This is a genomic window from Candidatus Methylomirabilota bacterium, from assembly GCA_003104975.1.
Lineage (GTDB): Bacteria > Methylomirabilota > Methylomirabilia > Methylomirabilales > Methylomirabilaceae > Methylomirabilis.
Genome location: PQAM01000010.1, coordinates 264,901 through 287,811 on the forward strand (window position 1 = coordinate 264,901; position 22,911 = coordinate 287,811).

Sequence of the window (22,911 nt, forward strand, 5' to 3'; positions counted from 1 at the left end):
TCAGCCTCTCCACCGTTTCGATTCCAGCGAGCGGAGTGTCAGGAAGAGGCAGAGCAGGGTAAAGTTGAGGTAGAAGATGACATCCCGACTTTCGATAGTCCCCTTGGCAAAGCTGTCGTAATGGTTGATGATCGATAAGTGCGAGAGGATGGGGCCCAGCGTCGGACCGGCCGCCTCGGTGGTCCACCCGATGACCCACAGCAACAGCAGGACGCCGAACGCCCCGACGGCGGCGACGACCTGGTTTTCGGTCAGGGACGAGGCCAGGAGCCCGAGCCCCAGAAAGGCCATCCCGAGGAGCAGCAGACCAAGATAGCCGCTGAAGATCAGTCCCCATTCCAGCGTGGCGAAAAAGCTGAGCAGCGCGATATCCAAGAGGCTGATTCCCAGCATGACCGAGTAGAGCGCCAACGCCGCCAGGAACTTCCCCAATAAGAGCTCCCAGTCCCTGATCGGATACGAGAACAGCAGCTCGATGGTCCCGCTCTTCTTCTCTTCCGAAAACAGGCGCATGGTGGCGGCCGGCATCAGCAGCAGCATCGTAATGGCGATATCCCGAAACAGCGGGCGAACGATCCACTCGGAGGCGTTCAGGCTACGACCGAAGGTCGGGTTCATGGCGGCCTGCAGGCTGCTGAGCGAGAAGAAGGTGAGGAGGCCGTAGAAAAAGTAGCCCGAGATCAGCGCAAAGATGGTGAAGATCACGTAGGCGATCGGCGAGGCAAAGTAGGCCCGCCACTCCCGCTTGAAGATCGCCAGGACGTTCATCCCTGCGCCTCCTGCGTCTCTTTGGTCACCAGGCGGACAAAAATCTCCTCCAGGCTCATATCGGCGGGCCGGAGCTCCAGCAGCCCCCAGCCGCGCTCAACGATCAGGCGCGATACCTCGCGGCGGAGATCGCACTTACGTTCCGACTCGACCACGAAGCAATGGGCGGTCTCATGGACCTCGTCATCGGCCATGACCCGCAGGACGCCCGGAAGCTGGGTCAAGGCCATCCCGATCTGATCGACCGGGCCTTCCACCCTGATGCGCAGCTTGGTGGAACCCTGCAGTCCGACCGTCAAGTTCTCCGGCGTATCGACCGCCACGATCTGTCCGTTGTTGATGATGATCACCCGATGGCAGAGCATACTGACCTCGGGCAGGATATGGGTGGACAGGATGACCGTACTCTGACCGGCCAGCTCCTTGATGAGCTGCCGGATTTCGATGATCTGCCTCGGGTCGAGGCCGATGGTCGGCTCGTCCAGGATGAGGACCTCGGGAGCGTTGAGCAGCGCCTGGGCGATCCCGACCCGTTGGCGATAGCCGCGAGACAGCGCCCCGATCAGGGTCCGCCGGACCTTCGCCACGCCGCACTTGTCCATGATGTCGCCGATCCGCTGGCGCCGCTTCCCGCGTTCCACACCCTTGACCTCGGCGACGAATGCCAGATAGTCGGCTACCTTCATATCGGTGTAGAGCGGCACGTTCTCCGGCAGATAGCCGATACGTCGCCGGACCTGGAGCGACTCGGTCAGGATATCGTAGCCGGCGACGCGGGCCGTCCCGCTGCTGGGCGGTAGACACCCCGTCAGGATCCGCATCGTGGTGGTCTTCCCGGCCCCGTTCGGGCCGAGAAACCCCACGACCTCGCCTTTCTCCACCGTAAAGGAGACGTCGCGAATGGCGGTATGCTTCTCGTAATATTTCGTCAGCCTGTCCGCTTCGATCATCGTCTCTCCCGTTGCCTGCCTGCTGCCGCTCGGCAGCCCGAACCCCGTCAGACCATCGAATATTGTACACGATTATGCCGGCTGCCTGCAACGTCAGTGGGATTGACACGGACCTGCACCACATGCATAATTTCACCACTGGCCGGAAACTCGTCGCGGTGCCAGGCTTCTTCCGCTCGTTTCTTTCAAAGAGAATCGTTGAGACGGGTGAAGCTTTCGATCAAACGACGGGCAAGCGACTATCTTGCGGAAGGAGGTTCTTGTTATGGCAGTTGGTGCAGCTAAAAAGATTACTCCGGATGACTACATCCTATCTGTCCTTTCTCCCGAGGACCGACTTGATGCAGCCTTCAAAATTGCCGGGGAGGCGTTCAAGAAGACTGAACTGACAATAAAGGACATTGAGAATGCCGTACGATCGGTAAGGAGAAAGGCATACGAAAAAAAGAGATAGGGTTGTCATCGATACCGGCGTGTTGGTATCAGCCTTTGCCTTCAAGGGTACTCCTGCCAAAGCGATAACGAAGGCGTTCAGGGAAGCAGATATTTGTGTTTCACCGGCACTGCTTCAGGAATATCGGCAGACGCCCATCAAGCTTGAAGCACAAAAGAAGATTACTCACAAACAGATGCAAGCGCTCATTGCGGGCATTGCTGCCGTTGTGTCACGCGCAAAGATTGTCTATCCTGCGGAAGGCCTCTCGCTCTCCCGGGACCCCAAAGATAACGTGGTACTCGAATGCTGCCACGCCGCAAAGGCCGGGATATTAATTACCGGGGATAACGACCTTCTCGATATTGCTGATTTATCCTTTGATCTCAGGATCGTGAGACCGCAAACCTTCATTCAAGACTGAAGCTATTCGAGTCTCAGGCGGCCGGTGGCGATCATGTACCACTTGCGGGGTTACGAACCGCCTGTGATCTGCACGCCTGAAGAATTGATGGGGAAGTAGCATGTGGAAAGACCCAATTGTTGAAGAAGTGAGAAAGATCCGGCAGAGACATGCGGCGAAGTTTAACTACGACCTGGATGCCATTTGTCGCGACCTGCAGGAACAAGAGCAAAAAAGTAGTCGTAAGGTCGTGTCTCTACCAGCGAAAAAACCCGCTCGTCGCGCCAAGACCGGCTGACTAGGGGTTAACACGTCTAACCATTGGGTCAAGGCGAGGCCAAGCGGTTACAGTCCTTCGGGGGCAAGGAGCCCAAAGAGGCTACGCTGTTTTCCAATGGTGAGTCCATGAAGCAGCGCCATCCATCACGTCTGCTGCTCTCGGAGGTGCCCGGGAGCCAGAGGCAACGGCTAGAACTGTTTGCGCTTGTGAACCTTGGGCTTGTCCAATCATTGGCCAGCGGGTTGCTCAGTCCCACTGAAGCGGTGGAATGTTTTTACCACGCCGATAATTGCCTCTTCGTCCGGAAAACTCTTCGGAAGAAGGAGGCTGATGCCGTGATGAGTCGGGGGACCCAGTTACCCGATCTGTTTGAGTGCTTGCCCGCAGAGGAGGCGCGACGCGAGTTCTATCACGAACTGGAGACGATACGCGCTCTCTGTCTGAAGCTTCTCGGTCAGAAGCGATCCCCAGCGGTTACTGACCGTGCCGTGGCATAGAATCTCGACGAACTTTTCGCTCCAGAGATGTCATCGCTCATGCCGCTCTACGAGGGGTTGGTGAAAACCGATACGCCGATCGGACCCGCACCCAATTGTTCCGCCGTCATTCCGGCCAAGCCCGCATCGCGGGCGCGAGCCGGAATCCAGGAACACCTCATCCCCTGCCCCCATGTGGGGATGAGGATGAGGGGACTTCGATGCAATGACAATATATGGGGTACCCACCTCTTCGCCGAACGTCTAACTCGGAATACTGGCGTTTGTTTTATCCTCCCAATAAAGATATCACTTGCTAAGTACCGAATAACACACTTGTCTCCGGGCTAGCTCCTGATAGCGGCGGCAATGTGAATTTGCATGTGAAGTCCGACGACTACGCGTACCGCTTCACAGAGGTGCCTGGCGTGTCGTTGCGGCCGTTCTATAACGCCTACGGACAGATGGATTCTACGACCGCTACGATCGAGGCTGATCTCGACTCTCTGTCACTAGAGGAAGAGCGATTCGAGGGAACGAAGAAGTCGCACCTGAGCAACTACTTCGAACGCAATCCAAGCTGCGGGCGGATGCTGTCCGGATTCACGGAATCACCTGCATGGCGTGTGGATTCGACTTCTCAGAAGTCTACGGTCATCGCGGCGAAGGCTACATTGAGGTGCATCACGCCCTTCCGGTGAGCGAACTCGGCGGAGCGGCGAGCGTGAATCCCGAAACAGACATGGTTGTTGTTTGCGCGAACTGCCATCGGATGATTCATCGTCGTCGGGACGACCCGCTCACGCTTACCGCCCTGAGAGACTTACTGGACCGCTAATCTGCCGCCCCTCCGATGTGGCTAATAAGCGGATCGAGTAGACGGCGCGAGACGTGTGGTGAAGAGCGGTGCTTGACCGCTGCTCATCCGCAACACGTTAGCCCGCTGCTTCTAATGTGAAATTACGCGAACTGGGCTGCCGCTACTCGCCGTTGGGTGGCAAGAGCCTGAGCGACGCATCCGCGAATCCAGGCTTCGGGAGTGGACGTCGTGGTGGTTTAAGCAGGGATGTTTACATCTCCCAGGAAGCGGACGAAGGGGAGGGTGCGGAACAAGGGATCCGTGGCGTGTATCAAGATTATGCAATCTGTCAATACCGCGAATTACATCCCCGCGATAGGTAAGGAGCGGATGCGAATGCGTGCCGCCTCAAAGACGACGACGCTTCCCTGATCGATAGCGTCTTGAAGATCCGGCAGGTTCCTGAGAAGCAGCTTTACCTGTGCCTCCGGGCGACGGGGTGAGGTCATGCGAAAGAGGATCACGGAGGGGCGAGTAGTTTCCCGAAGCGCGAGGAGGGTTCCGAAATCGGTGTCCGCTGACACTACGGTACGCGACTCGATGGCGGCGCGGTCAAAGATCTCTTCTCATCGGCGGTGTGTAATCCATGCTCGCGCACATGCACCGCATCGTGTCCGGCATTGCGTAGTCCGTCCGCTATGAGTGGCGAGAGCGCGTTGTCAACAAGGAATCTCAAGGGTTCGTGACGAGCGGCAGCTCGCGCTCCCGCAGCGCCTCGGTTGCGTACTGGAGCGCCTCACGGATGTCTTCCCGTTCGAGGTCAGGAAACGCGGCGAGAATCTGATCCTCAGGCATCCCGTCAGCTACCATCGCGACCACGGTGGCCACGGGTATGCGCAACTCCCGGATGCAGGGTACGCCGCCCATCTGTCTGGGGCTGATCGTAATGCGCGTAAACTTCACCGTTCTCACCTCCCGACTTCAGGTTACGCATCCTACCGTAGGACTACAAGTTCCTCGACATGACAATGCTAACGCCTTTATTCCTTCTGCACAAGGTTTGGTTTACGGCCTAAGCATAGAGCAGCCGCGCGACGCGTTCCGTTGTTTGCCGTGGGTTCTACGCCTCCTCACCCCCAACCCTTTCCGCACCCAAAGGGTACCCGGGAGGCGAGGGGGAAGGCAGCGCTTTCATCTCCATGAGTGCACTAGCGGCGCATGCGGTATTCCAGTGAAGCTTATCCCTGCGGGCTGTAAGCGGGGAGCGGGACTCCAGAACTCGCGCTATTCCCTGGATTCTCGTTCGCGCCCGCTGTGCGGGCTTGGCTGGAATGACGTCGGAAAAATATACAACGAATTTCACACGCGCGACACTAAGGGGGGGAAGCTCTTCTAGGGGGGCCCAGACGATGAGGTTACCGGGCCATAGGCGAACGAGGCGGGGCATAGAGTCGAAGACCGGGAATGAGCTTGAAATGCGAATCGAGAGTATAGACCTGGCACCGATGCTCGATGGCCAGGATCCCGATGATCAGGTCGGACAGCGGAAGCGTGACGCCTTTCTGTCGGAGCGACGCCGACAGCTCTCCAACTCGCTTCCAGGTTATGAAGCTGGTATCCAGAAAGCGGAGACCAGTGAGATGTGAGAGGATGGTATCGGCCTCGTCAGAGGAGCGGCATCCCTGGAGTAGTTCAGCCACTACCACGCCCACAAGGGCGACCTGTTCGGTGCGAATGAGGGTCCGGAGGCCGGCACGCGCCGGCTCGCTCCCCCCTTTGAAATATTCGATCCAGAGAGATGTGTCAGCGATGACCACGCCAGCGTCTCTCGCGTTCGGCCTGAGTCTTCAGTTCCTGTTCTTCGAGCTTACGCCAATCGAGGTCCAGGTGAACCTTCCCCTCCAGGGCGAGTAATCCCTCAATCTTCTTCCTCCGAAGAAATTCAGAGATCGCCAGGTGGATAGCCTCTCGCTTCCGCTTAACCCCTGACACGTGCATCAGCTCCGTAACCAGCTCGTCATCCAGATTGATCGTCGTGCGCATCGTAAGCACCTCCTTCTGATGACTATATTGTATGCTTGTCTACGCTGCCGTCAAGGGAATCCGGCGAGCGGCACTCCGCAGAGCGCGTACTACGCAGGTGGATAGTGTTTTCGGATATATGCGACTACTGGTCGAGCCGTTCGATGCGGATGGCGCAGACCTTGTATTCGGGGATCTTGGCGAGGGGATCGAGGGCCGCGTTGGTCAGGATATTCGCGCCCGACTCGGCCAGCTTCACAAAGGGGACGAAGACCTCGCCCGGCCTGACGGCGTCGGTCGGCTGCGTGAATCCGGTCAGTTCCCCCCGTCTGGAGATGAGGCGAACCGGCGCGCCTTTATCGAGGCCAAGTCGCCGGGCATCGTCCGAATTGATGGCGACCTCGAGCCGAGGCGCGAGGTCGAGGAGTCCTTTGACACGCGTGGTCAGTGTCCCGCCATGCCAGTGGTAAAGGATACGACCGGTGTTCAGGAGGAATGGATACTCGGGATCGGGCAGTTCGGCCGCCTCGACTGTCTGAGTCACAGGAATGAATGTCGCCTTTCCGATGGGGAACGACTCGGCGTAGAGGAAGCGGGTACCCGGATGATCCGATGTCGGACAGGGCCACTGAATCCCGCCTTCACGGTCCAATCGATCATAGGAGATGCCGCCAAGAAACGGGACCAGTCGCGCCATCTCATCGAAGATTTCAGCGGGGTGGGTATAGTTGAAACCGTCGCTCGTCAGACCGAGTTTACCGGCGACCCGTTTGGCCAGTTCGGAGGTGATCCACCAGTCCGGTCTGGCCTCTCCCGGCGGATCGATCGCCTTTCTGACCCGCTGGACGCGCCGCTCCGAGTTGGTGAACGTTCCGTCCTTCTCGGCAAAGGCGGCCGTGGGCAGGAAGACGTGGGCCAGTTCTGCCGTCTCGTGCAGGAACAGCTCCTGAACCACGAGGCAGTCGAGGTTAGAGAGCGCCTTTTTCGCGTGGTGAAGATCGGGTTCGGTGAGGAGGGGGTTCTCGCCGACCAGGTACATGGCCCGGATTGATCCGTCCAGGCATGCGTTGATCATTTCGGTGAGCGCCATTCCGGTGTTCTCAGGCGGTCGAACGCCCCAGGCTGCCCCGAACGAGTCTAATACCTCCGGTGTGTAGCCTTGATAGCCGGGGAGGTGTGAGGGGAGGCAGGCGGCATCGCAGCACCCCTGTACGTTGTTCTGGCCTCGAAGCGGTGAGATGCCGGAGCCGGCAAACCCCATCTGGCCCGCGACCAGGGAAAGGTTCAGTAAGGCGTGGACGTTGGCCGTTCCATTGGTATGCTGTGTGACCCCCATCCCCCAGAGCAGGCAGGAGCCGGAGAAAAGAGGCTTCGCGTACCACCGGGCGGCCTGAACGATCTGCGCCTGCGGGATACCGGTCGCCTGTTCGGCGAACGGAAGCGTGTACGGCTCCAGTGACGCCCGCCATGCCTCGAATCCGTCAGTCCGGTTGCGCACGAACTCCAGGTTGGCCAACCCTTCGTCGATGATCACCCGCGCCATCGCGTTGAAGAGCGTGACGTCGGTACCCGGCCGCTGCTGCAGCCAGAGGTCCGCCTGGTCGCATAGCTCGATCCGCTTCGGGTTCACCACGATCAGTCTCGCGCCCCGGCTCACAGCCTGGCGAAGGCGGACGCCGATGACCGGATGGTTCGACGATGGATCCGAGCCGACGACCATCAGACAGCCGGCCTCCTCATAATCGTCGTACGAGTTGGAGGTGGCCCCGGAGCCGAGTGAGCGCAGCATCGCCACCACTGAGGGTGAATGGCACAGGCGCGCGCAGTGATCGATATTGTTGGTGCCCATGACCGTTCGGACGAACTTCTGGACGAGATAGCCCTCCTCGTTGGTGGCCTTCGCCGAGGCGAGCGCGCCGAAGCGCCCGCGATGGCTGACCAGACCCTCCGCCGCCGTATCAAGGGCCTCGTCCCAGGATACTTGTTGCCAGCCCCCATTGCGGCGCACCATAGGTCTGGTGACCCGGTCGGCCGCATGGACGAATCCGGTGCCGAACCGGCCCTTGACGCAGAGCATCCCGCGACTCGACCGATTCGTGGGAACGTCGTCGGCCATCAGCGCGAGGCGCCCATCAGGCCGAACGCGAAGGCGGATGCCGCACCCGACGCCGCAGTAGGGGCAGGTCGTCTCGACCTCCCGCATGGCGGCCGCGGGCATTTCCTTTGGACGGATGGCCCCCGTCGGGCAGGCGGCGACGCACTGCCCGCATGAGGTGCAGACGGACGAGGCGAGCGAGCCGTCGCTCACGACCCCCACCCTGGTCGCGCTGCTGCGCCCCAACAGGGCGATGGCGCCGATCAGTTGAACGTCATCGCAGGCGACGGTGCAGCGGCCGCAGAGGATGCAGGCGTCCCGATCGAGGATGAAGAACGACTTGGTATCGTCCACCGGGACATGTCGCCACGGCATATGGCGGCGTTGGAAGAAACCGAGTCGGGCGCAGGCATCCGAGAGCTGGCCGAACCCTGGCCGATCGAACGAGGGGGTCGCCATACCGCAGGTGAGGTCAAGGACCCCATTGCGGATCCGTGTCAGAGCCGGATCGTTGGTCGAGACCACCATCCCGTCGCGGGCGGGGAGGTAGCAGGAGGCCGGGAAGCCGCGCATCCCGTCGACCTTGACCAGACAGCTCCGGCATGCGCCCAGTGCAGGCCGATCCGGGTCTTTACACAATTGCGGGAGTGGGATGCCAAGCCGGTTGACGGCGTCGAGGACCGTTGCCCCGGATGCGATCGCGACCTCGGTTCCGTCGATGGTCAGAGTGACGACCGCATCGCCCATCGTCATCCCTTTCTGCCGCTCTCGGGCGGGGTTGAGGTCATCTCTTGAGAAAACTGATCGAGCGCCGAGAGGAGCGACAGGGGCGCCGATTGGCCCAGGCCGCACAGCGAGGCCAGCCGTATCACCTCGGCCAACTCCTCGAGCTCCTTTCGCCGACCTGGGTTCTGAGGCTGCCGCAGGAGCGCCAGCAGGCGGCCTGTTCCCTCTCGGCACGGCGTGCATTTGCCGCATGACTCCTGCGCATTGAAGGCGAGGAGGGTCCGGGTGACATCACTGATCGATACGCCATCGCCAAGGGCGACGACCCCGCCGCTTCCCGGCGAGAGCGTCCCGCCGGGGATCAGCGGCTCGTCGAACCGGCTCGGGTGGACGATGACACCGGATGGTCCGCCGACGAGCGCCGCCTTCAGCGGCTGCCCATTCCCGTCTCCGCCGCCGATCGCGTCGAGCAGGTGGCGGAGCGTTACGCCCATCGGCGCCTCCGCGATTCCAGGCCGCGCAATGCGGCCGGAGAGGCCGAATAGCTTGGTTCCTTTCCCGCCGCCTAGCGCCGCAAACCAGGCGCCTCCGCGACCGACGATCAGCGGCACGGCCGACAAGGTCTCCACGTTGTTGATGACCGTCGGCCTGCCCCACAGCCCGGCCTCCACCGGGAACGGCGGTTTGGGGCGCGGCATGGCGCGCTTGCCTTCGATGGCCTCCATCAGCGCCGTCTCTTCTCCGAGGATAAAACCGCCCGCACCCTGCCGAAGTTCAAGGTGGAAGGAGAAATCGCTGCCGAGGACCCGTTCCCCAAGGAGTCCGGCGGCCTCAGCCGATTGGAGTGCGTGTGCCATCCGTCGCGTCGAAAGGTCGGCCTCGCCGTTGATGAACAGGATGCCGCGGTCGGCCTCCGAGGCGAAGGCCGCCAGGAGGATCCCTTCCAGGAGGCGATGGGGGTCGCCCTCCATCAGGTGGCGATCCTTGAAGATGCCGGGCTCGCCCTCCTCGCCGTTGATGACGAGGTACTTGGGGGATCCCGGCGCGTTGCGGCAGGCCTCCCATTTGTGCGCAGCGCCGAAGTAGGCCCCGCCGCGTCCGGCCAGGCCGGAGACCTTGACCTCGTGAATCACGGCCAGCGGATCGCCCTGTTCGAGGATACGAGCGAATGTGGCATAGCTGTCCTGGCGCAGGGCATCGGCCAGATCGTTCGCATTCACCGTCCCGCAACGCTCAAGAACAGCACGGTGCTGGTTGCGCAGGAACGGTTCCTGATCAAGACCGGGGATCCCACGCCAGGACGACGGTTCCCACGCGATGGCATCATGCTCCGCGGGAGGCCGGTTGTCCTTGAGTGCCGAGACCAGCGAGGGGATCTGCCCAGGCGTCACCCGTTTAAGGCTGATCCGCGGCCAGCCGTGTCGGTGCAGTTCCACAACGGGAGCGGCATAGCACATCCCGTTGCAGCCTCCCTCCGCAACGGTCGCGGCCAATCCTTGGCGACTTACCTCTTCGACTAGTCGATCAAGCAAGAGATCGGCCCCGACCGACGTACTGCAACTGCCTATACCGACGATCAGCGTCAACTCTGAAGACGCACGGGTACGCGATTGTTCGACAAGCCGCCCGAGGGTCGCCATCGGCGTGTCGCCAGTCGACCGTGACAAGGCCGGGACGGAGATGGAGGATGATCGAGCAGGCGGAGCGTCAAAGATACGGTCGAGTCGGTTCATCGTCAGCCGCCCATAACAGCGGTGATCTACCTCGACGACAGGGGCCATCGAACACCGGAAGAGGCAGTCGGCCGCTTCGAGCGTCACGGCGCCATCTGGTGATGTCTCGCCCGCCCTGAGGCCAAGGCGGTCTTGCAAGGCGTCGAGTAATGTCAATCCACCCTGGATACGGCAGCTCATGCCGGTACAGACTCGAATGAGGCGGGAACCCGGCTTGACGAGGCGGAACTCGGGGTAGTGGGTGGCGACGCCGTACACCTCGCTTTCAGGTACTCGGAGGTGCAGGGCGAGCGCGATGAGGCTCTCCGGACTCAGCCAACCCTCGGCCTCTTGTGCCGCTTGCAGTGCGGGGAGCAGCCAGGTCCGCTCCCGAGGGAACTGCGTGATCAGCGCACCAACCCCAGGTTGCTCAAGTGGTGCCACAATTATGCCCCTCACGAATTCTGCACAGTCTATCGGATGATACGTTATCGTACCGGGACAGTCGCATGAAGACCGCCTTCATGTCAAGGGTTATAAGGGCGAATGATGAGACGTCCAGTCACGATTGAGCAAGTGTGCCTGAAGCTATTTTTTTGTTGCACTTTGGCTTGGAAGATGTTAGATGAACTGTATGGACGTAGGGCTGTGCAGTTGTACGGCCCGGGCAGGTCGCGACACGGTCATACTACCGTGCGACGCTGGGGAGAATGGGATTGGCGGTATCCGCGTTTGTCTTCCTTGAGTGTGCAGCGGGTCGGTCGAAAGACGTGGCCAATCAGGTATCGACTATTCCCGGGGTCAAGCTGTCGCATGCTGTGACCGGGCCACATGACGTCATTGCCTTTGTAGAGGGGCCGGATATCAACGCATTAGGGATTACGATCATTTCGAAGATCCAGGCGGTGTCCGGGGTACTGCGCACCACGACGAACGTCGTGGTCGAGTGAGACCTTCACGCGACCGTGTCCGTTGTTGTTATTGTTGTTGCTCCTGACCTGTCGGCTCGACCGACGACTGTCTGTTAGAAAACACTTGACAAGGTCAGTATTTGCCATTTAGAGTTACGCGCTGTGATGGTGTAGAGAGATCGGGGCGGACGAATCAACCAATAACCGTCGATGACGGCAACGGCAGGCAATGAGGCCTGTGGAGTCAGCCGATGAAGGGGGCACGAATGCAGAAGCAGGAGCGACGGCCAACAATCATGACCCTGGAGGAGGTCGCTCGCTTCCTCCGGCTCAACAAGTCGACGATTTACCGGATGGCGCGAGAGGGGACGCTCCCGGCATGGAAGCTTGGGAACGTCTGGCGGTTTAAAAAAGAGGCCATCGAAGACTGGATCATCAGCAGCCAGCGGGCTCACGATCAGAAGCATCACCGCAAGTCCTAGGTGGCGGCGCAGGGCGACAGCAGTCCGGATGCAATTGTCGACACGCCGGCGGAAACAGGTGAACCCTTTCTTCCGCGTGTGATGTATCGACGGGGCCGCCCGTGCCGGCCCCGTCTTACCCTTCCACCGTATCGTTCCCCCTTCGATCGTCTCAACCGTTCCGCCGGTTACGCCTTCGACGCGATCCCACGGTGTACGTAGCCTCCGGATCGTTGATCCACACAGACCGGGTGGAACATCGACCCCGATATCGACTCTACGACGACAGCAACCAGGTGTCAGCCCGATCCATGGAGCGGAGGCCGTGTATCGTGTTGCCGGTCATCCATGAGCGTGATGGCATTGAAGGGGATAGCGCGTGCCGGTAAGGCCTGAAAAACGGGATACGCTCAACGCGTCGGAGGTTAAGGGGCTCAGACGGCGCTGCGAGGAGCTCAGCGCCTCTATCGAGTCGATGCGGGCCTATTATGAAGATCTGCTGGGCAGTCTGCAGGACGGGATCATCATCGTCGAGCCGGGGGGACAGATCCGCTCCATCAACCCGGCGGCAGAAGAGTTGACGGGACTCTCAGCGCAGATGTTTCAGGGGCGGCCCTTTGAGCAGATGTTTCCGAATGATCGCGCGCTGAAGGAACTGGTGCGCAAGACCATGGAGACCGGCCGAACGCATACCGATTTCGATGTCAGGTTGACGAGGGCGGATGGCTCGCACGTGGTCATCAGCGCCATATCCGGCCTCATCAGTGACGGTACGGGACGGGCGCGGGGTATTGTCCTGGCCATCCGGGATCAGACCGGGATCAGGGAGTTGGAGGAGCGCGTGCAACGATCGGACCGCCTGGCTGCGCTCGGGACGGTGGCTGCCGGGGTCGCGCACGAGATTCGAAATCCGCTGGCCGGCCTTAGAGGGGCGGCGCAGTTGCTCGAGGGTGAGCCTGGCTTCCCTCCCCTCCTGAGAGAATATACCTCGGTGATCGTCAAAGAGGTGGACCGGTTGAGCGCGATCGTCGAGCGCCTCCTGTCGTTCGCGACGCCTCGAGGCCCGGTTCTGCGCGCATGTAATCTGCACGAGATTCTTGACAGCCTCCTCTTTTTGGAGCGGGTGCCACTGCATACGGCCCGTGTCGCTGTCCAGCGTCAGTACGACCCGCAACTGCCGGAGATCCTTGCCGATCCTGCGGAAGTGCGGCAGCTCTTTTTGAATCTGATCCGGAATGGAGTGGAAGCCATGCCGAATGGAGGGGACCTCATTATCCGAACACGGTATGAGCGGTCCGCCAAGTGCTGTGGAGGTCGGTCGGTGGCTGTCGTCGAGGTCATCGATCAGGGAAGCGGGTTTGATCCCGAGATCGAGCGGCGCCTGTTTACGCCGTTCTTCACCACAAAAGAGGGGGGGACCGGGTTGGGGTTGGCCATCTGTCTCCGAATCGTCGAGGACCACGGCGGGGCGATGGAGGCGACCAGCACGCCGGGCAGGGGCAGCAACTTTCGGGTATGGCTGCCTCTGGCGAAGCAATCCGAGGCCGTCTCACCTCACCACGACCCTCATTGGGCCGTGCAGGGCCCCCTGCCATGACGCAGACACGACAGATCCTGGTCGTCGATGACGAGGAGAGTATCCGGTGGGCCCTCCGCAAGGCGCTGGAGCGCGAAGGGTACCGGGTCGTACTGGCCGCCGACGGGGTGGAGGGACTCGCCAAGTCCGCCGACCCCGGCATCGATCTGGTTCTCATGGATATCAAGATGCCGGGTGCCGAGGGGCTGGAGACCCTCAGCCGGATCAAGGAGGTCCGTCCCGAGCTTCCCGTAATCATCATGACCGCGTTCGGTACGCTTCAGGCGGCCGTCCAGGCGATGAAGCGTGGGGCCTACGACTACATCACGAAGCCCTTCGACTTCGGCGAGTTGGCCATCCTCGTCCGGCGGGTATTCGAGATCCGCGAGCTGACCGAGCGGGTGGCGCAGATGGAGGCGCTTGGCGGTCGGCCCTTCGATTTCGGGGGAGTGGTCGGACTCTGTCCGGCCATGCAGCAGATCTTCAAGCTGGTAGGGAAGATGGCGGCCAGCGACCTGACCGTCCTCATCAGAGGCGAGAGCGGTACCGGCAAGGAACTGCTGGCGAAGGCGATTCATTACAACAGCCGGCGGTCGGCGCGTCCGTTTGTGGCCGTCAACTGCGCCGCGATTCCTCGCGACCTGCTGGAGAGCGAACTGTTCGGCCACGAGCGTGGCGCCTTTACGGGCGCCAGTGCCCTCCGACGCGGCAAGTTTGAACTGGCCGAGGGCGGAACCATTTTCCTCGATGAGATCGGGGATATGGATATCGGCCTGCAGGCCAAGATCCTGCGTGTGCTCCAGGAGCGGCAGTTCGAGCGGGTGGGCGGCGAACGATCGCTGTCCGCGGATGTGCGGGTCATTGCCGCCACCAATCAGAATCTCGAGGCGGCCGTCGCACAGAAGAGCTTTCGAGAGGACCTGTACTACCGTCTGAACGTCGTCGCCATCATGCTGCCGCCTCTCCGGGAGCGAATTGAGGATATCCCGCTGCTGGTGAATCACTTCCTCCACCGCTTTGCAGAAGAGCAGAAGCAGGAGCCGAAGAGCCTGCCGCCTGAGACGCTCGAACTGATGCTGGCGTACCACTGGCCGGGGAATGTCCGCGAACTGGAGAATGCGGTCAAACGGGCCTGTGTGCTGGCCCCGACCTCTCTCGTCCTGCCGGAGCATCTGCCTGCCGTCCTGTTGCAGGCGGAGGCCGCGAGCGGTAGCGGCGGTCGATCATCGTTCGAGCGGCTGCTGTCGCAGGGGATTACGGGCGAGTTGTCCCGTCTCAAACAGGAACAGGACGGGCAACTGTACGCGTATTTTCTCGCGGCGTTGGAGCGGCCCTTGCTGTTGCGTGTCCTGGAGCGAACCGGCGGCAACCAGTTACGGGCGGCTGAGTTGCTCGGGATCAATCGGAACACGCTCCGCAAGAAACTGCGGGAGTTGGGAGTGGCGCCCGGTCGCGGTGATGACGATGAGGCGAAAGGCTGAGCGCCGACCGTCGGTCGTGACGCGCCACGCGTCGGGTCATTCAACGGCCCGCGCGGCCTCTGCTGCGATGAGATCCGCCCGCAGATCCCAATACGGCCTCGGCCGAGGTAAGCAGGAATGCCTTGAACGCGGTCGCGGCACGACTGAGATGCTTGTCCTCGCGGTGGACGACGAACCACTGCCGTCGCAGGGGAAGCCCCTGAACATCCAGCACGACGAGGCGCTTCAGCGCCAGTTCCATCCGAAGGACGTGACGGGAGAGCAGGGCGATCCCGAGCCCTGCCGCCGCCGCCTCCTTGACGGCGCTGTTATCCCCCAACTCCAACCCGACCCGCGGCGTAATGCCCTGTTGGCGGAAGAACTCGTCGGCGTTCAAGCGGGTTCCCGAGCCCACCTCGCGTGCGATGAAGACCTCCTGGGCCAGACGATCAACGGGAATCCGCCTGGCCGCGGCAAGCGGATGCGATGGGGCCACGACGACGACGATCTCGTCGGAGAGAAACGGTTCGGCCACGTGCGGGACCTCCTCGGGGGGGCGGCCCATCACGACGAGATCGACCTCATTATGGACGAGTCGGTCTCGCGCCAGCGCGCGGTTGGTGACCTCCAGGTTGATGGTAATGCCCGGATACTGCCGTTGAAATGCGCCGAGCAACGATGGAAGGACATACGCGCCGGCGGTGCTGACGGCGGCGACGGCGATCCGTCCGCGCTTCAGGCCGTCAAGCTCTTGCATGGCCAGCCTGGCTTCGTCGGTCAGGGTACAGATTCGTTCGGCATAGGGGAGAAGTTCTCTTCCTGCCTCAGTCAGGACGATGGTTCGACCGACCCGTTCGAAGAAGGTGGCATCGAGGGTCCGCTCCAGCTCCCGCACCTGTGCCGAGACGGCGGGCTGAGACAGCAACAGCTCTCCGGCTGCGCGCGAGTAGCTGCCGTGTCTGGCCACCGCCAGAAAGACGCGAAGCTGATGGAAGGTCATAGCTGTATTATAAGGAAATCGTTATACATATAGCAAATCGTTTACATGTAACTGTATTTGACTTCCGGGGGGAAATTGTCGCATACTGATAGCCAATTATCGCGTGGCGCTGAACCACAACGGTATCGGGCTGCAATCGACGGCCGTATCGAGAAACCCACCTGTCAGGGGTTCACCTTCCGAGTCGACTATGGAGAAGCAGACGACCTCAGTTGATGTGACCGAACCGGTTGTGCTGAGAACGGAGTGTCCGGACCTTAGCCTCTATGCGAGGGGGAAGGTCCGGGATATCTACGATTTTGGTGATCGCCTGCTGCTGGTGGCGACGGACCGGATCTCCGCATTCGATGTCGTTCTGCCGACAGGCATTCCGGGGAAGGGGAGGGTCCTCACCGCCCTCTCGACCTTTTGGTTTGATCTGACCGCGGACCTCGTATCCAACCACGTGCTGGCCACCGAGGTCGACGCCTTTCCGCCGATGTGTCGCCCCTATCGCGGGATGCTTCAGGGACGGAGTATGCTCGTCAAGAAGACTAAGCCGCTGTCCATCGAGTGTATTGTTCGGGGCTACCTGTCCGGTTCGGGCTGGGCGGAATACCACAAGGCAGGGACGGTATCCGGCATTCCGCTGCCCGCCGGATTGCTCGAGTCCAGCCGTCTCGACCCGCCCCTCTTCACCCCCTCGACGAAGGCGGAGCAGGGGGCGCACGATGTCAATATCACATTTGATGAGGCCGCGGTCCAGGTAGGTCGAGAGCTGGCCGAGCGTGTTCGGGAGGTCAGCCTGTCGCTGTATGAACGGGCAAGGACGCATGCCTTGGAGCGAGGGATCATCATCGCCGACACCAAGTTTGAGTTTGGGCTGCTGGATGGCGATCTCATCCTGATCGATGAGGTGCTGACGCCCGACTCCTCCCGGTTCTGGCCATGCGACGCCTATGCGCCTGGCCGATCCCAACCGAGCTTCGACAAACAGTTTGTGCGCGATTACCTGAAGTCGATCGCGTGGGACATGCAGGAACCGGGACCGGAATTACCCCCGGACATTGTGGAACGAACCTCTGCCAAGTATCGGGAAGCGCTGAGGCGATTGACCGGGACCGACCTATTGGGATGAGGAGACGTACCGGCTGATGCGCGGCTTCATGATCGGCACGCTGAAACAGGCGAAGCGCGTCATCGTGATTGTCATCGGCTTTACGGTCCTGGTGCTCGGGATCGTCCTCATCGTACTCCCTGGGCCCGCCACGCTTGTCATCCCGCTCGGCCTGGCCATCCTGGCGACCGAGTTCGTCTGGGCCAGAAGACTGCTGGTTCGATTTAAGCGCGAGGCCAGACGGCTGAAAAATACCATCGCGAGGAAGATACAGAACAACGCCCGCCAGCGTTCAGAACAGCCGTAACCGCATCGACTCCTCGGTGTCGTCCCCAACAGCGTCATTGCGAGCGCTGCGAAGCAATCTCACCGTTCTGATTTGAAAACCCCGGCGTACCCTTCTGCTGCTCGGGTCATGACGATCCGCGAGAAGCCATCTCCGCGTTCTCCTGTCCATACTCGGGAATAGAGATTTACAGCGCTGCCCGGCCATATGTCTGCCATTGGCTTGCAGGCCAGCTTGCCGGACAGGTCCGCGTGTCGATGGTCTTGTTTGACATGTTGACACAATCGAAGCGGCGACCCGGAGACTCCAACCCGTTCCGCCCCTCGCTCCAGCGGACGAAAGATTTAGGTATACTGATACTCTAATGTATTACGGTAAATATATTGACTAACGTGTATGAAGAAGGTATGTATATATAAAAGGTATTCCTAAAGGAGGCTCTATGGATAAGGCGGTTGTTACAGTCAAGGGTCAAGTGGTGATCCCGTCGAGGCTGCGGCGGCGATTCGGCATTAAAAAGGGAACGCAGGTGTACCTGTACGAGCGGGAGGGGGAAATCGTTCTGAAGCCGATCACTGACGAATATATCCGGACAATGGCAGGGATAACCGGTACCAGAGGCAGGCTCCTCAAGACACTGATGGCGGAAAAGGCAAAGGAGCGGGAGCTGTGAGGGCGGCGTTTCGGGTGATAGACTCTTACAGTCTCATCGCCTATCTGGAGGGTGAGGCTGGGGCGGACAGGATGATCGAGCTGTTCCGTGTCGCGAGAGATTCCGGTCGCGATCTCCTCCTCTCAGTGATCAACTGGGGCGAGGTATATTATGTCACGCTGAGAGAGGCGGGACGCGAGCGGGCCGACGAGGTGGCTCACCTCATTTCGACGCTGCCTATCGAGATTGTCCCTGCCGATCTGGACTTGACCAGGCAGGCGGCTACGTTTAAGTCCAGCAAGAAGATGTCCTACGCCGACTGCTTCGCCGCCGCCTTGGCCAAACTCAGAAAAGCAGAGCTGGTGACAGGCGACAAGGAGTTTAGGCAAGTCGAGGGCGAACTGAAGATTCTGTGGATCGTATAGCCTTTCAGGCGATCGTCAGCACCCTCTCCTCCGGTTGCGTCGTTTCCGTCAAAAGCTGACGCCAGGATTTCAGGCACTGAGGGCGAGTCAATTTATGGCCTCGCGCCCGGCGCAGCAGGTAGCTGCTCGTGGAGCCTTCATGGCGAAAGTCCCCCCTGTATCAGGCGAGGGTGAGGAGGATCTCGCCGCCCTCCACGCGGACCGGGTAGGTTTTCACGGCGCAGTCCTGCGATGCGCCCGTCACCAGATCGAACTGCCTGGCGTGAAGCGGGCAGATCACCTTCCCGTCCCCGATGATGCCCTCAGCCAGCGGGCCGCCGCGATGCGGGCAGGCGTTTTCGGTCGCGAAGAGCTGCCCATCGCGCTGCCGGAACACGGCGATGGGACAGCCGTCCACAACGTAGGTGCACCCCTGGCCGAGCGGGATCGCATCGACCGGGCCAAGCGGCACAACGATCTCCAGTGCGGCGCGTTTCATCTCCATCCTTCACCTCGTGACATCTATCAACACGGGTCTACTGAACTGGGCCGGATGGACCGGCTCGTCCGCTTCGGCCCACGGATCGGTGCGGGCCTCGATCGCCCGTTCGATCTCGGCATCCAACCGCGCACCGATCCCCTCTACATCCTTCACAAGCAGGTCACGGAGCCGCTCGATGCCGACACGCTCCACAAGCCTATGCGATCGCTCCATGTACTTTCCATGTTCCCGGTAATACTGGATAAAGCGGCCCATATATGTGAGGACCTCGTCGTGTGTCTTGACCGCACACAGCAGGTCCGCCGCGCGCACCCGGGTTGCGGCTCCGCCGCCTACGTAGACCTGCCAGCCGCCCTCAACGGCGACGGCGCCAAGGTCTTTCACGGTGGCCTCGGCGCAGTTGCGCGGACAGCCGACGGCGGCGAGCTTCATCTTGTGTGGGGTCTCGATGCCGGAAAATCGATTCTCGATCTTGATCCCCAGCGCGATCGAATCGCCCAGCCCGAATCGGCAGAAATCGGATCCCACACAGGTGTTGCACGAACGGACCGCCTTGGCGTAGGCATGCCCGCTGGGCATGCCCAGATCCTTCCAGACGTACGGAAGCTGCTCCTTCCGTACGCCTGCCAGTGCGATTCGCTGACCGCTGGTCAGCTTGATCGCCGGGATCTGATGCTTTTCCGCGACATCGGCGATGCGCCGAAGCTCCGCCGCCGACGTGACGCCGCCGCAGATGCGCGGCACAATCGAAAATGTCCCGTCCTTCTGAATATTGGCGTGAACCCGGTCGTTGATGAATCGCGCGTCGCGCTCATCTTCGTACTCCTCAGCCCAGATGGTTTTCAGCAGCGACGCCAGGGCCATCTTGTGGCTCGGTTCCTCATGTCCATTGTTCAGTTCCCGGAACAGTGCGCTGACGCCCTTGATCCCGTTTGCCGTGATGGCGGCCACCAGTTCCGGCTTGGTCATCGGGATGCTCGGCACATACCAGTGTTCGGATGGGTCCTCCGCCACCTCTCCCGCATAGACCTCGAGGAACTGTTCGAGGAGCTTCTTACAACCCCCGCAGCTTGTTCCGGCCTTCGTGCAGGCCCCGATCTGCGAGACCGTCCGACACTTGCCGAACTCGATCGCCTCTCTGATCTGACCCTTCGTGACGCCGTGACAGTGGCAGATCTGGGCGTGATCAGGGAGGTCAAAGACCGAGAGGATCGGGATACCGGTAGAGGTGCCGAACAGCAGGTCGGCGCGCCGCTCCGGAAGCACGGCGTCCAGCAGGAACATCTGGGTCAACACCCCGGCGGTATCCGTCTCGCCCAGGAGGGTGGCGCCGACAAGGCGGTTGTTGCGTATGATCATCTTCTTGTAGACGCCCCGCGACGGCTCGATGTAGCTGACGACCTCGTCCTGGGGCTCGACTGCAGCGGTGTCGCCCATTGAGACGAGCTGGACCCCCATCACCTTCAGTTTGCTGACGGGCTTGGAACCCTGATAGCCGCCGTTCGAGGAAACGCCGGTCAGATGCTCGGCCAGCACCCTCGCCTGGTCATATAACGGTGCGACGAGGCCATAGAGCTTTCCGCGGTGCTGGGCACACTCGCCGACGGCATAGATGTCGCGATCGGAACTCTGCATCCGGTCGTTGACGATGATCCCTCGATCGACCGTCAGTCCGGACTGTATGGCAAGCTCGGTGTCGGGTCGGATCCCGCAACTCATCACCACCATGTCAACGTTGAGTGTCGTGTTGTCCTGAAACTCGAGACCCGCAACCCGCTCATCCCCGAGTATGCGCATTATACTCTTTTCAAGCAGCGCCTGTACGCCCAACCGCTCCATGGCCCGCTGCAGCAGCGCGCCCCCGTCGGCGTCCAGTTGCTGCGCCATCAACCAGGACGTCTTTTCTGCAACGGTGACCTGGAGTCCAAGCGACAGCAGACCGCGCGCAGCCTCCAGACCCAGCAGGCCGCCGCCGATGACGGCTGCCGTCCGACAGCCCTTTGCGTAGGCCTCAATCGCCTGTGCGTCATCGAGGGTCCGGAGGACGAAGACCCCGGTTTTCTTCACCCCTTCGACCGGGGGCACAAAGGGCCGGCTGCCGGTGGCGAGGATCAGGGTGTCATACGATTCCTCCACGCCGTCGGCGGCCAGCACGATCTTGTTGGCGCGGTCGATCGCGACGACGGTCACTCCCGCATGCAACAGGATATCGTGATCGCGGTACCAGTCGAGGGGATGCAAGAAGATCTGCTTGACGTCCTTGGAACCGGTCAGGATATCCGACAGGAGGGTACGGTTGTAGTTGCCGTACCGCTCTGCACCGAACATCACCACGTGAAACCGTTTGTGATCCCGGGATAGAATCTCTTGAACAACCCTCGTCCCGGCCATCCCGTTGCCGATGACGACCAGCCTTTGTGGTCCGTCCATCCTTGGCCTCCGCTATCCGGAAAAACGATGCCGGTCCCTTGGGGGAACCGGCGTCGTTGCCGTCGTGAGGCCGCCCAGCCTCGGGCAGCCTTTTACTGGTGAGGACTGCGCAATTACGATGCCAACTGTTGAGACGATAGGTGCCTGAACGTTGTTTGCCTAAGAATTAAGGAGTTAGGACACCCCACCCGCCTTGGCGTACGCCGCTTTGATGAGAGCGACTGCACGATCCCGAGGCACATGAAGAAAAGTGGTGTTCATATGTTAGGCGTGACGCCCTGTTTGAAGGTGTAGATTCGGTTCACATACGATCTCTTCCGCTTCGGTTCCTATTCTGGTATCTTCTGCGTACACCGGTGTTCCAGTTCACTGCGAATGAAGAGGGAATGCATTCGCGCCGTAGAACAAAGCCGAGGGGTGCCATGGCATTGAGAGGAGAGAAAATGCAGCGAGGAAAGACGGCGGCGGTCCTGCTTTTACTCGTGGCCGTTACGCTGATGAGGCCTGGATCAATCTGGGGCGACGCTACCCCGGCAATCGAGAAACGGTTTGCCTCCTTGCTGGAGCAGGCCCGATCGATCGGCGACAAGGAGGAGCAGACTCAGTCCATCGCCGGGATCGGTAAGCTGATGTGTCAGTCGTTTCCCAAGGAGCCGGGGATTCGCGTCCTTCAGGAGGCCCTGACGCTGTCGCGGGCCATCGTGCCGCCGCTCGCGCGTTCCATGCAGCAGTATTGGATTGCGGTGTCGCTGGCGGGGGAATGCGGCGAGATCCAGGAGGCGACCCGCATTGCGCGCGGTATCGAGGATGTCAATCAGCGCGTGAATGCGCTGCAGGCCATCGAGAAGATTCAAAAAGAGGCAGAGAAAGAGAGCATTACGTCGGTGCGGCCCGAAGAGGATGAGATGCGACGGGCGCTGGAGCAGGAACCGCCGTTCCTCGTGACCGTTGAGAATGTAGACGGCGAAGGGGTCGTCAAGAGCTTTGCCCACGGGTTTATCGCGGATCCTCGAGGGTTTGTCCTCACCAACGCACATTTGGACAAGGGCGGCCATATCCGAGTCATACACCTCGGCAAGGAGTACAGCGCCGACATCACGCGGCGTCTTGGGAGTTCCGATATCCTCCTGCTTCGACTGCTGAAGGTCGGCCGACCGCTGCCGGCCGGTACCCTGCCGGAACGGCTCGAACTGATCCAGAACGAAACGGTGGTCGGCACGGTCTGTGGGCCGGTCGGGGATATACGGAGAAGGATCGGGATCTTCGAAAAGTCGCTGAATGGCGGTCAGGCCTTCAGCGCAGACTTTCAGTCGGACGGGATCCAGCAAGGCTGCAGCGGGGCGCCCCTCCTCAACCTCAAGCGTGAGGTGGTGGGGATGGTGTACGGGGTGTCGCCCAATGATCGATTCGGCTTTGCGAAGCCGAGCACCGAACTCCGCAAGATTCTCGATCAGGTCGTCAAATGACGA

Annotated in this window: 23 protein-coding genes and 1 pseudogene; 13 read left to right on the plus strand and 11 right to left on the minus strand. The window is 60.9% G+C overall.

The genetic code is table 11. From position 1 onward, the window contains the following. Positions 1 to 768, minus strand: a complete 768-nt coding sequence (locus C3F12_08120) for an ABC transporter permease (protein ID PWB46021.1) — start codon at positions 766 to 768, stop codon at positions 1 to 3. Then, complete coding sequence (locus tag C3F12_08125; protein ID PWB46022.1) at positions 765 to 1,718, minus strand: MFS transporter; 954 nt, start codon at positions 1,716 to 1,718, stop codon at positions 765 to 767. Before C3F12_08125 ends, C3F12_08120 begins: the two co-directional genes overlap by 4 nt. Positions 1,719 to 1,983: 265 nt before the next feature. Here C3F12_08125 and C3F12_08130 point away from each other — a divergent pair, with 265 nt between their 5' ends. The 4 genes from C3F12_08130 to C3F12_08145 all read left to right on the plus strand — a co-directional run bounded on the left by C3F12_08130 (position 1,984) and on the right by C3F12_08145 (position 4,148). Beyond that, positions 1,984 to 2,172, plus strand: coding sequence for a hypothetical protein (locus C3F12_08130; protein PWB46023.1), 189 nt, complete (start codon positions 1,984 to 1,986; stop codon positions 2,170 to 2,172). Between the two features lie 7 nt (positions 2,173 to 2,179). Then, positions 2,180 to 2,575 carry a putative toxin-antitoxin system toxin component, PIN family gene (locus C3F12_08135; protein ID PWB46024.1) on the plus strand — a complete coding sequence of 132 codons (396 nt, stop codon included), beginning with the start codon at positions 2,180 to 2,182 and terminating at the stop codon, positions 2,573 to 2,575. A 300-nt stretch (positions 2,576 to 2,875) separates the two neighbouring features. Further along, positions 2,876 to 3,331, plus strand: a complete 456-nt coding sequence (locus C3F12_08140; protein ID PWB46025.1) for a hypothetical protein — start codon at positions 2,876 to 2,878, stop codon at positions 3,329 to 3,331. 598 nt (positions 3,332 to 3,929) lie between these two features. Continuing rightward, positions 3,930 to 4,148, plus strand: coding sequence for a hypothetical protein (locus C3F12_08145; GenBank protein ID PWB46026.1), 219 nt, complete (start codon positions 3,930 to 3,932; stop codon positions 4,146 to 4,148). Between the two features lie 323 nt (positions 4,149 to 4,471). On the opposite strand, the pseudogene C3F12_08150 reads toward C3F12_08145, so the two are convergent. The 6 genes and pseudogenes from C3F12_08150 to C3F12_08175 all read right to left on the minus strand — a co-directional run bounded on the left by C3F12_08150 (position 4,472) and on the right by C3F12_08175 (position 11,123). Beyond that, positions 4,472 to 4,845, minus strand: a pseudogene (locus C3F12_08150) (hypothetical protein). Further along, positions 4,842 to 5,072, minus strand: a complete 231-nt coding sequence (locus C3F12_08155) for a hypothetical protein (protein PWB46027.1) — start codon at positions 5,070 to 5,072, stop codon at positions 4,842 to 4,844. The pseudogene C3F12_08150 and the gene C3F12_08155 overlap by 4 nt, the downstream one beginning before the upstream one ends. Before the next feature lie 452 nt (positions 5,073 to 5,524). Further along, on the minus strand, positions 5,525 to 5,926 hold the full coding sequence (locus C3F12_08160) for a hypothetical protein (protein ID PWB46028.1): 402 nt from the start codon (positions 5,924 to 5,926) through the stop codon (positions 5,525 to 5,527). Continuing rightward, complete coding sequence (locus tag C3F12_08165) at positions 5,913 to 6,152, minus strand: DUF2191 domain-containing protein (protein PWB46029.1); 240 nt, start codon at positions 6,150 to 6,152, stop codon at positions 5,913 to 5,915. Before C3F12_08165 ends, C3F12_08160 begins: the two co-directional genes overlap by 14 nt. A gap of 124 nt (positions 6,153 to 6,276) precedes the next feature. Then, positions 6,277 to 8,979, minus strand: a complete 2,703-nt coding sequence (locus C3F12_08170) for a formate dehydrogenase subunit alpha (protein ID PWB46030.1) — start codon at positions 8,977 to 8,979, stop codon at positions 6,277 to 6,279. Continuing rightward, positions 8,976 to 11,123, minus strand: a complete 2,148-nt coding sequence (locus C3F12_08175; GenBank protein ID PWB46031.1) for an NADH-quinone oxidoreductase subunit F — start codon at positions 11,121 to 11,123, stop codon at positions 8,976 to 8,978. Before C3F12_08175 ends, C3F12_08170 begins: the two co-directional genes overlap by 4 nt. Before the next feature lie 251 nt (positions 11,124 to 11,374). Between C3F12_08175 and C3F12_08180 the strand changes: the two genes are divergently transcribed. From C3F12_08180 to C3F12_08195, 4 genes are all read left to right on the plus strand, one after another. Next, positions 11,375 to 11,614: an AsnC family transcriptional regulator gene (locus C3F12_08180; protein PWB46032.1), complete on the plus strand. Its 240-nt coding sequence runs from the start codon at positions 11,375 to 11,377 to the stop codon at positions 11,612 to 11,614. Positions 11,615 to 11,841: 227 nt separating this feature from the next. Further along, positions 11,842 to 12,057, plus strand: a complete 216-nt coding sequence (locus C3F12_08185; protein ID PWB46033.1) for a DNA-binding protein — start codon at positions 11,842 to 11,844, stop codon at positions 12,055 to 12,057. 358 nt (positions 12,058 to 12,415) lie between these two features. Continuing rightward, positions 12,416 to 13,633, plus strand: coding sequence for a PAS domain-containing sensor histidine kinase (locus tag C3F12_08190; protein ID PWB46034.1), 1,218 nt, complete (start codon positions 12,416 to 12,418; stop codon positions 13,631 to 13,633). Continuing rightward, complete coding sequence (locus C3F12_08195) at positions 13,630 to 15,093, plus strand: nitrogen regulation protein NR(I) (GenBank protein ID PWB46035.1); 1,464 nt, start codon at positions 13,630 to 13,632, stop codon at positions 15,091 to 15,093. The genes C3F12_08190 and C3F12_08195 overlap by 4 nt, the downstream gene beginning before the upstream one ends. 40 nt (positions 15,094 to 15,133) lie before the next feature. Here the strand turns inward: C3F12_08195 and C3F12_08200 are convergent, their stop codons facing one another. After that, positions 15,134 to 16,072 (minus strand): LysR family transcriptional regulator, encoded by a 939-nt coding sequence (locus C3F12_08200; protein ID PWB46036.1) that lies wholly within the window; start codon positions 16,070 to 16,072, stop codon positions 15,134 to 15,136. 190 nt (positions 16,073 to 16,262) lie between these two features. Between C3F12_08200 and C3F12_08205 the strand changes: the two genes are divergently transcribed. The 4 genes from C3F12_08205 to C3F12_08220 all read left to right on the plus strand — a co-directional run bounded on the left by C3F12_08205 (position 16,263) and on the right by C3F12_08220 (position 18,531). Further along, positions 16,263 to 17,189 carry a phosphoribosylaminoimidazolesuccinocarboxamide synthase gene (locus C3F12_08205; GenBank protein ID PWB46037.1) on the plus strand — a complete coding sequence of 309 codons (927 nt, stop codon included), beginning with the start codon at positions 16,263 to 16,265 and terminating at the stop codon, positions 17,187 to 17,189. Between the two features lie 16 nt (positions 17,190 to 17,205). Further along, entirely contained in the window at positions 17,206 to 17,475 is a 270-nt protein-coding gene (locus C3F12_08210) for a hypothetical protein (GenBank protein PWB46038.1), read from the plus strand. A 421-nt stretch (positions 17,476 to 17,896) separates the two neighbouring features. Continuing rightward, positions 17,897 to 18,127, plus strand: a complete 231-nt coding sequence (locus tag C3F12_08215) for an AbrB family transcriptional regulator (protein ID PWB46039.1) — start codon at positions 17,897 to 17,899, stop codon at positions 18,125 to 18,127. After that, on the plus strand, positions 18,037 to 18,531 hold the full coding sequence (locus C3F12_08220) for a VapC toxin family PIN domain ribonuclease (protein ID PWB46040.1): 495 nt from the start codon (positions 18,037 to 18,039) through the stop codon (positions 18,529 to 18,531). Before C3F12_08215 ends, C3F12_08220 begins: the two co-directional genes overlap by 91 nt. A gap of 160 nt (positions 18,532 to 18,691) precedes the next feature. Here the strand turns inward: C3F12_08220 and C3F12_08225 are convergent, their stop codons facing one another. Next, positions 18,692 to 19,015: a nitrite reductase (NAD(P)H) small subunit gene (locus C3F12_08225; GenBank protein PWB46041.1), complete on the minus strand. Its 324-nt coding sequence runs from the start codon at positions 19,013 to 19,015 to the stop codon at positions 18,692 to 18,694. A gap of 3 nt (positions 19,016 to 19,018) precedes the next feature. Then, positions 19,019 to 21,442, minus strand: a complete 2,424-nt coding sequence (locus C3F12_08230) for a nitrite reductase large subunit (GenBank protein ID PWB46042.1) — start codon at positions 21,440 to 21,442, stop codon at positions 19,019 to 19,021. A gap of 443 nt (positions 21,443 to 21,885) precedes the next feature. On the opposite strand from C3F12_08230, the gene C3F12_08235 reads away from it, so the two are divergent. Beyond that, positions 21,886 to 22,908: a hypothetical protein gene (locus C3F12_08235; GenBank protein PWB46043.1), complete on the plus strand. Its 1,023-nt coding sequence runs from the start codon at positions 21,886 to 21,888 to the stop codon at positions 22,906 to 22,908. Positions 22,909 to 22,911: the final 3 nt, after the last annotated feature.

Coding starts and splice junctions, on each gene's coding strand:
- C3F12_08120 (PWB46021.1), bottom strand. CDS start 768: ATGAACGTCCTGGCGATCTTCAAGCGGGAGTGGCGGGCCTACTTTGCC.
- C3F12_08125 (PWB46022.1), bottom strand. CDS start 1,718: ATGATCGAAGCGGACAGGCTGACGAAATATTACGAGAAGCATACCGCC.
- C3F12_08200 (PWB46036.1), bottom strand. CDS start 16,072: ATGACCTTCCATCAGCTTCGCGTCTTTCTGGCGGTGGCCAGACACGGC.
- C3F12_08195 (PWB46035.1), top strand. CDS start 13,630: ATGACGCAGACACGACAGATCCTGGTCGTCGATGACGAGGAGAGTATC.
- C3F12_08210 (PWB46038.1), top strand. CDS start 17,206: ATGCGCGGCTTCATGATCGGCACGCTGAAACAGGCGAAGCGCGTCATC.
- C3F12_08235 (PWB46043.1), top strand. CDS start 21,886: ATGCAGCGAGGAAAGACGGCGGCGGTCCTGCTTTTACTCGTGGCCGTT.
- C3F12_08165 (PWB46029.1), bottom strand. CDS start 6,152: ATGCGCACGACGATCAATCTGGATGACGAGCTGGTTACGGAGCTGATG.
- C3F12_08145 (PWB46026.1), top strand. CDS start 3,930: ATGGCGTGTGGATTCGACTTCTCAGAAGTCTACGGTCATCGCGGCGAA.
- C3F12_08130 (PWB46023.1), top strand. CDS start 1,984: ATGGCAGTTGGTGCAGCTAAAAAGATTACTCCGGATGACTACATCCTA.
- C3F12_08230 (PWB46042.1), bottom strand. CDS start 21,442: ATGGACGGACCACAAAGGCTGGTCGTCATCGGCAACGGGATGGCCGGG.
- C3F12_08225 (PWB46041.1), bottom strand. CDS start 19,015: ATGGAGATGAAACGCGCCGCACTGGAGATCGTTGTGCCGCTTGGCCCG.
- C3F12_08205 (PWB46037.1), top strand. CDS start 16,263: ATGGAGAAGCAGACGACCTCAGTTGATGTGACCGAACCGGTTGTGCTG.
- C3F12_08185 (PWB46033.1), top strand. CDS start 11,842: ATGCAGAAGCAGGAGCGACGGCCAACAATCATGACCCTGGAGGAGGTC.
- C3F12_08215 (PWB46039.1), top strand. CDS start 17,897: ATGGATAAGGCGGTTGTTACAGTCAAGGGTCAAGTGGTGATCCCGTCG.
- C3F12_08180 (PWB46032.1), top strand. CDS start 11,375: ATGGGATTGGCGGTATCCGCGTTTGTCTTCCTTGAGTGTGCAGCGGGT.
- C3F12_08170 (PWB46030.1), bottom strand. CDS start 8,979: ATGACGATGGGCGATGCGGTCGTCACTCTGACCATCGACGGAACCGAG.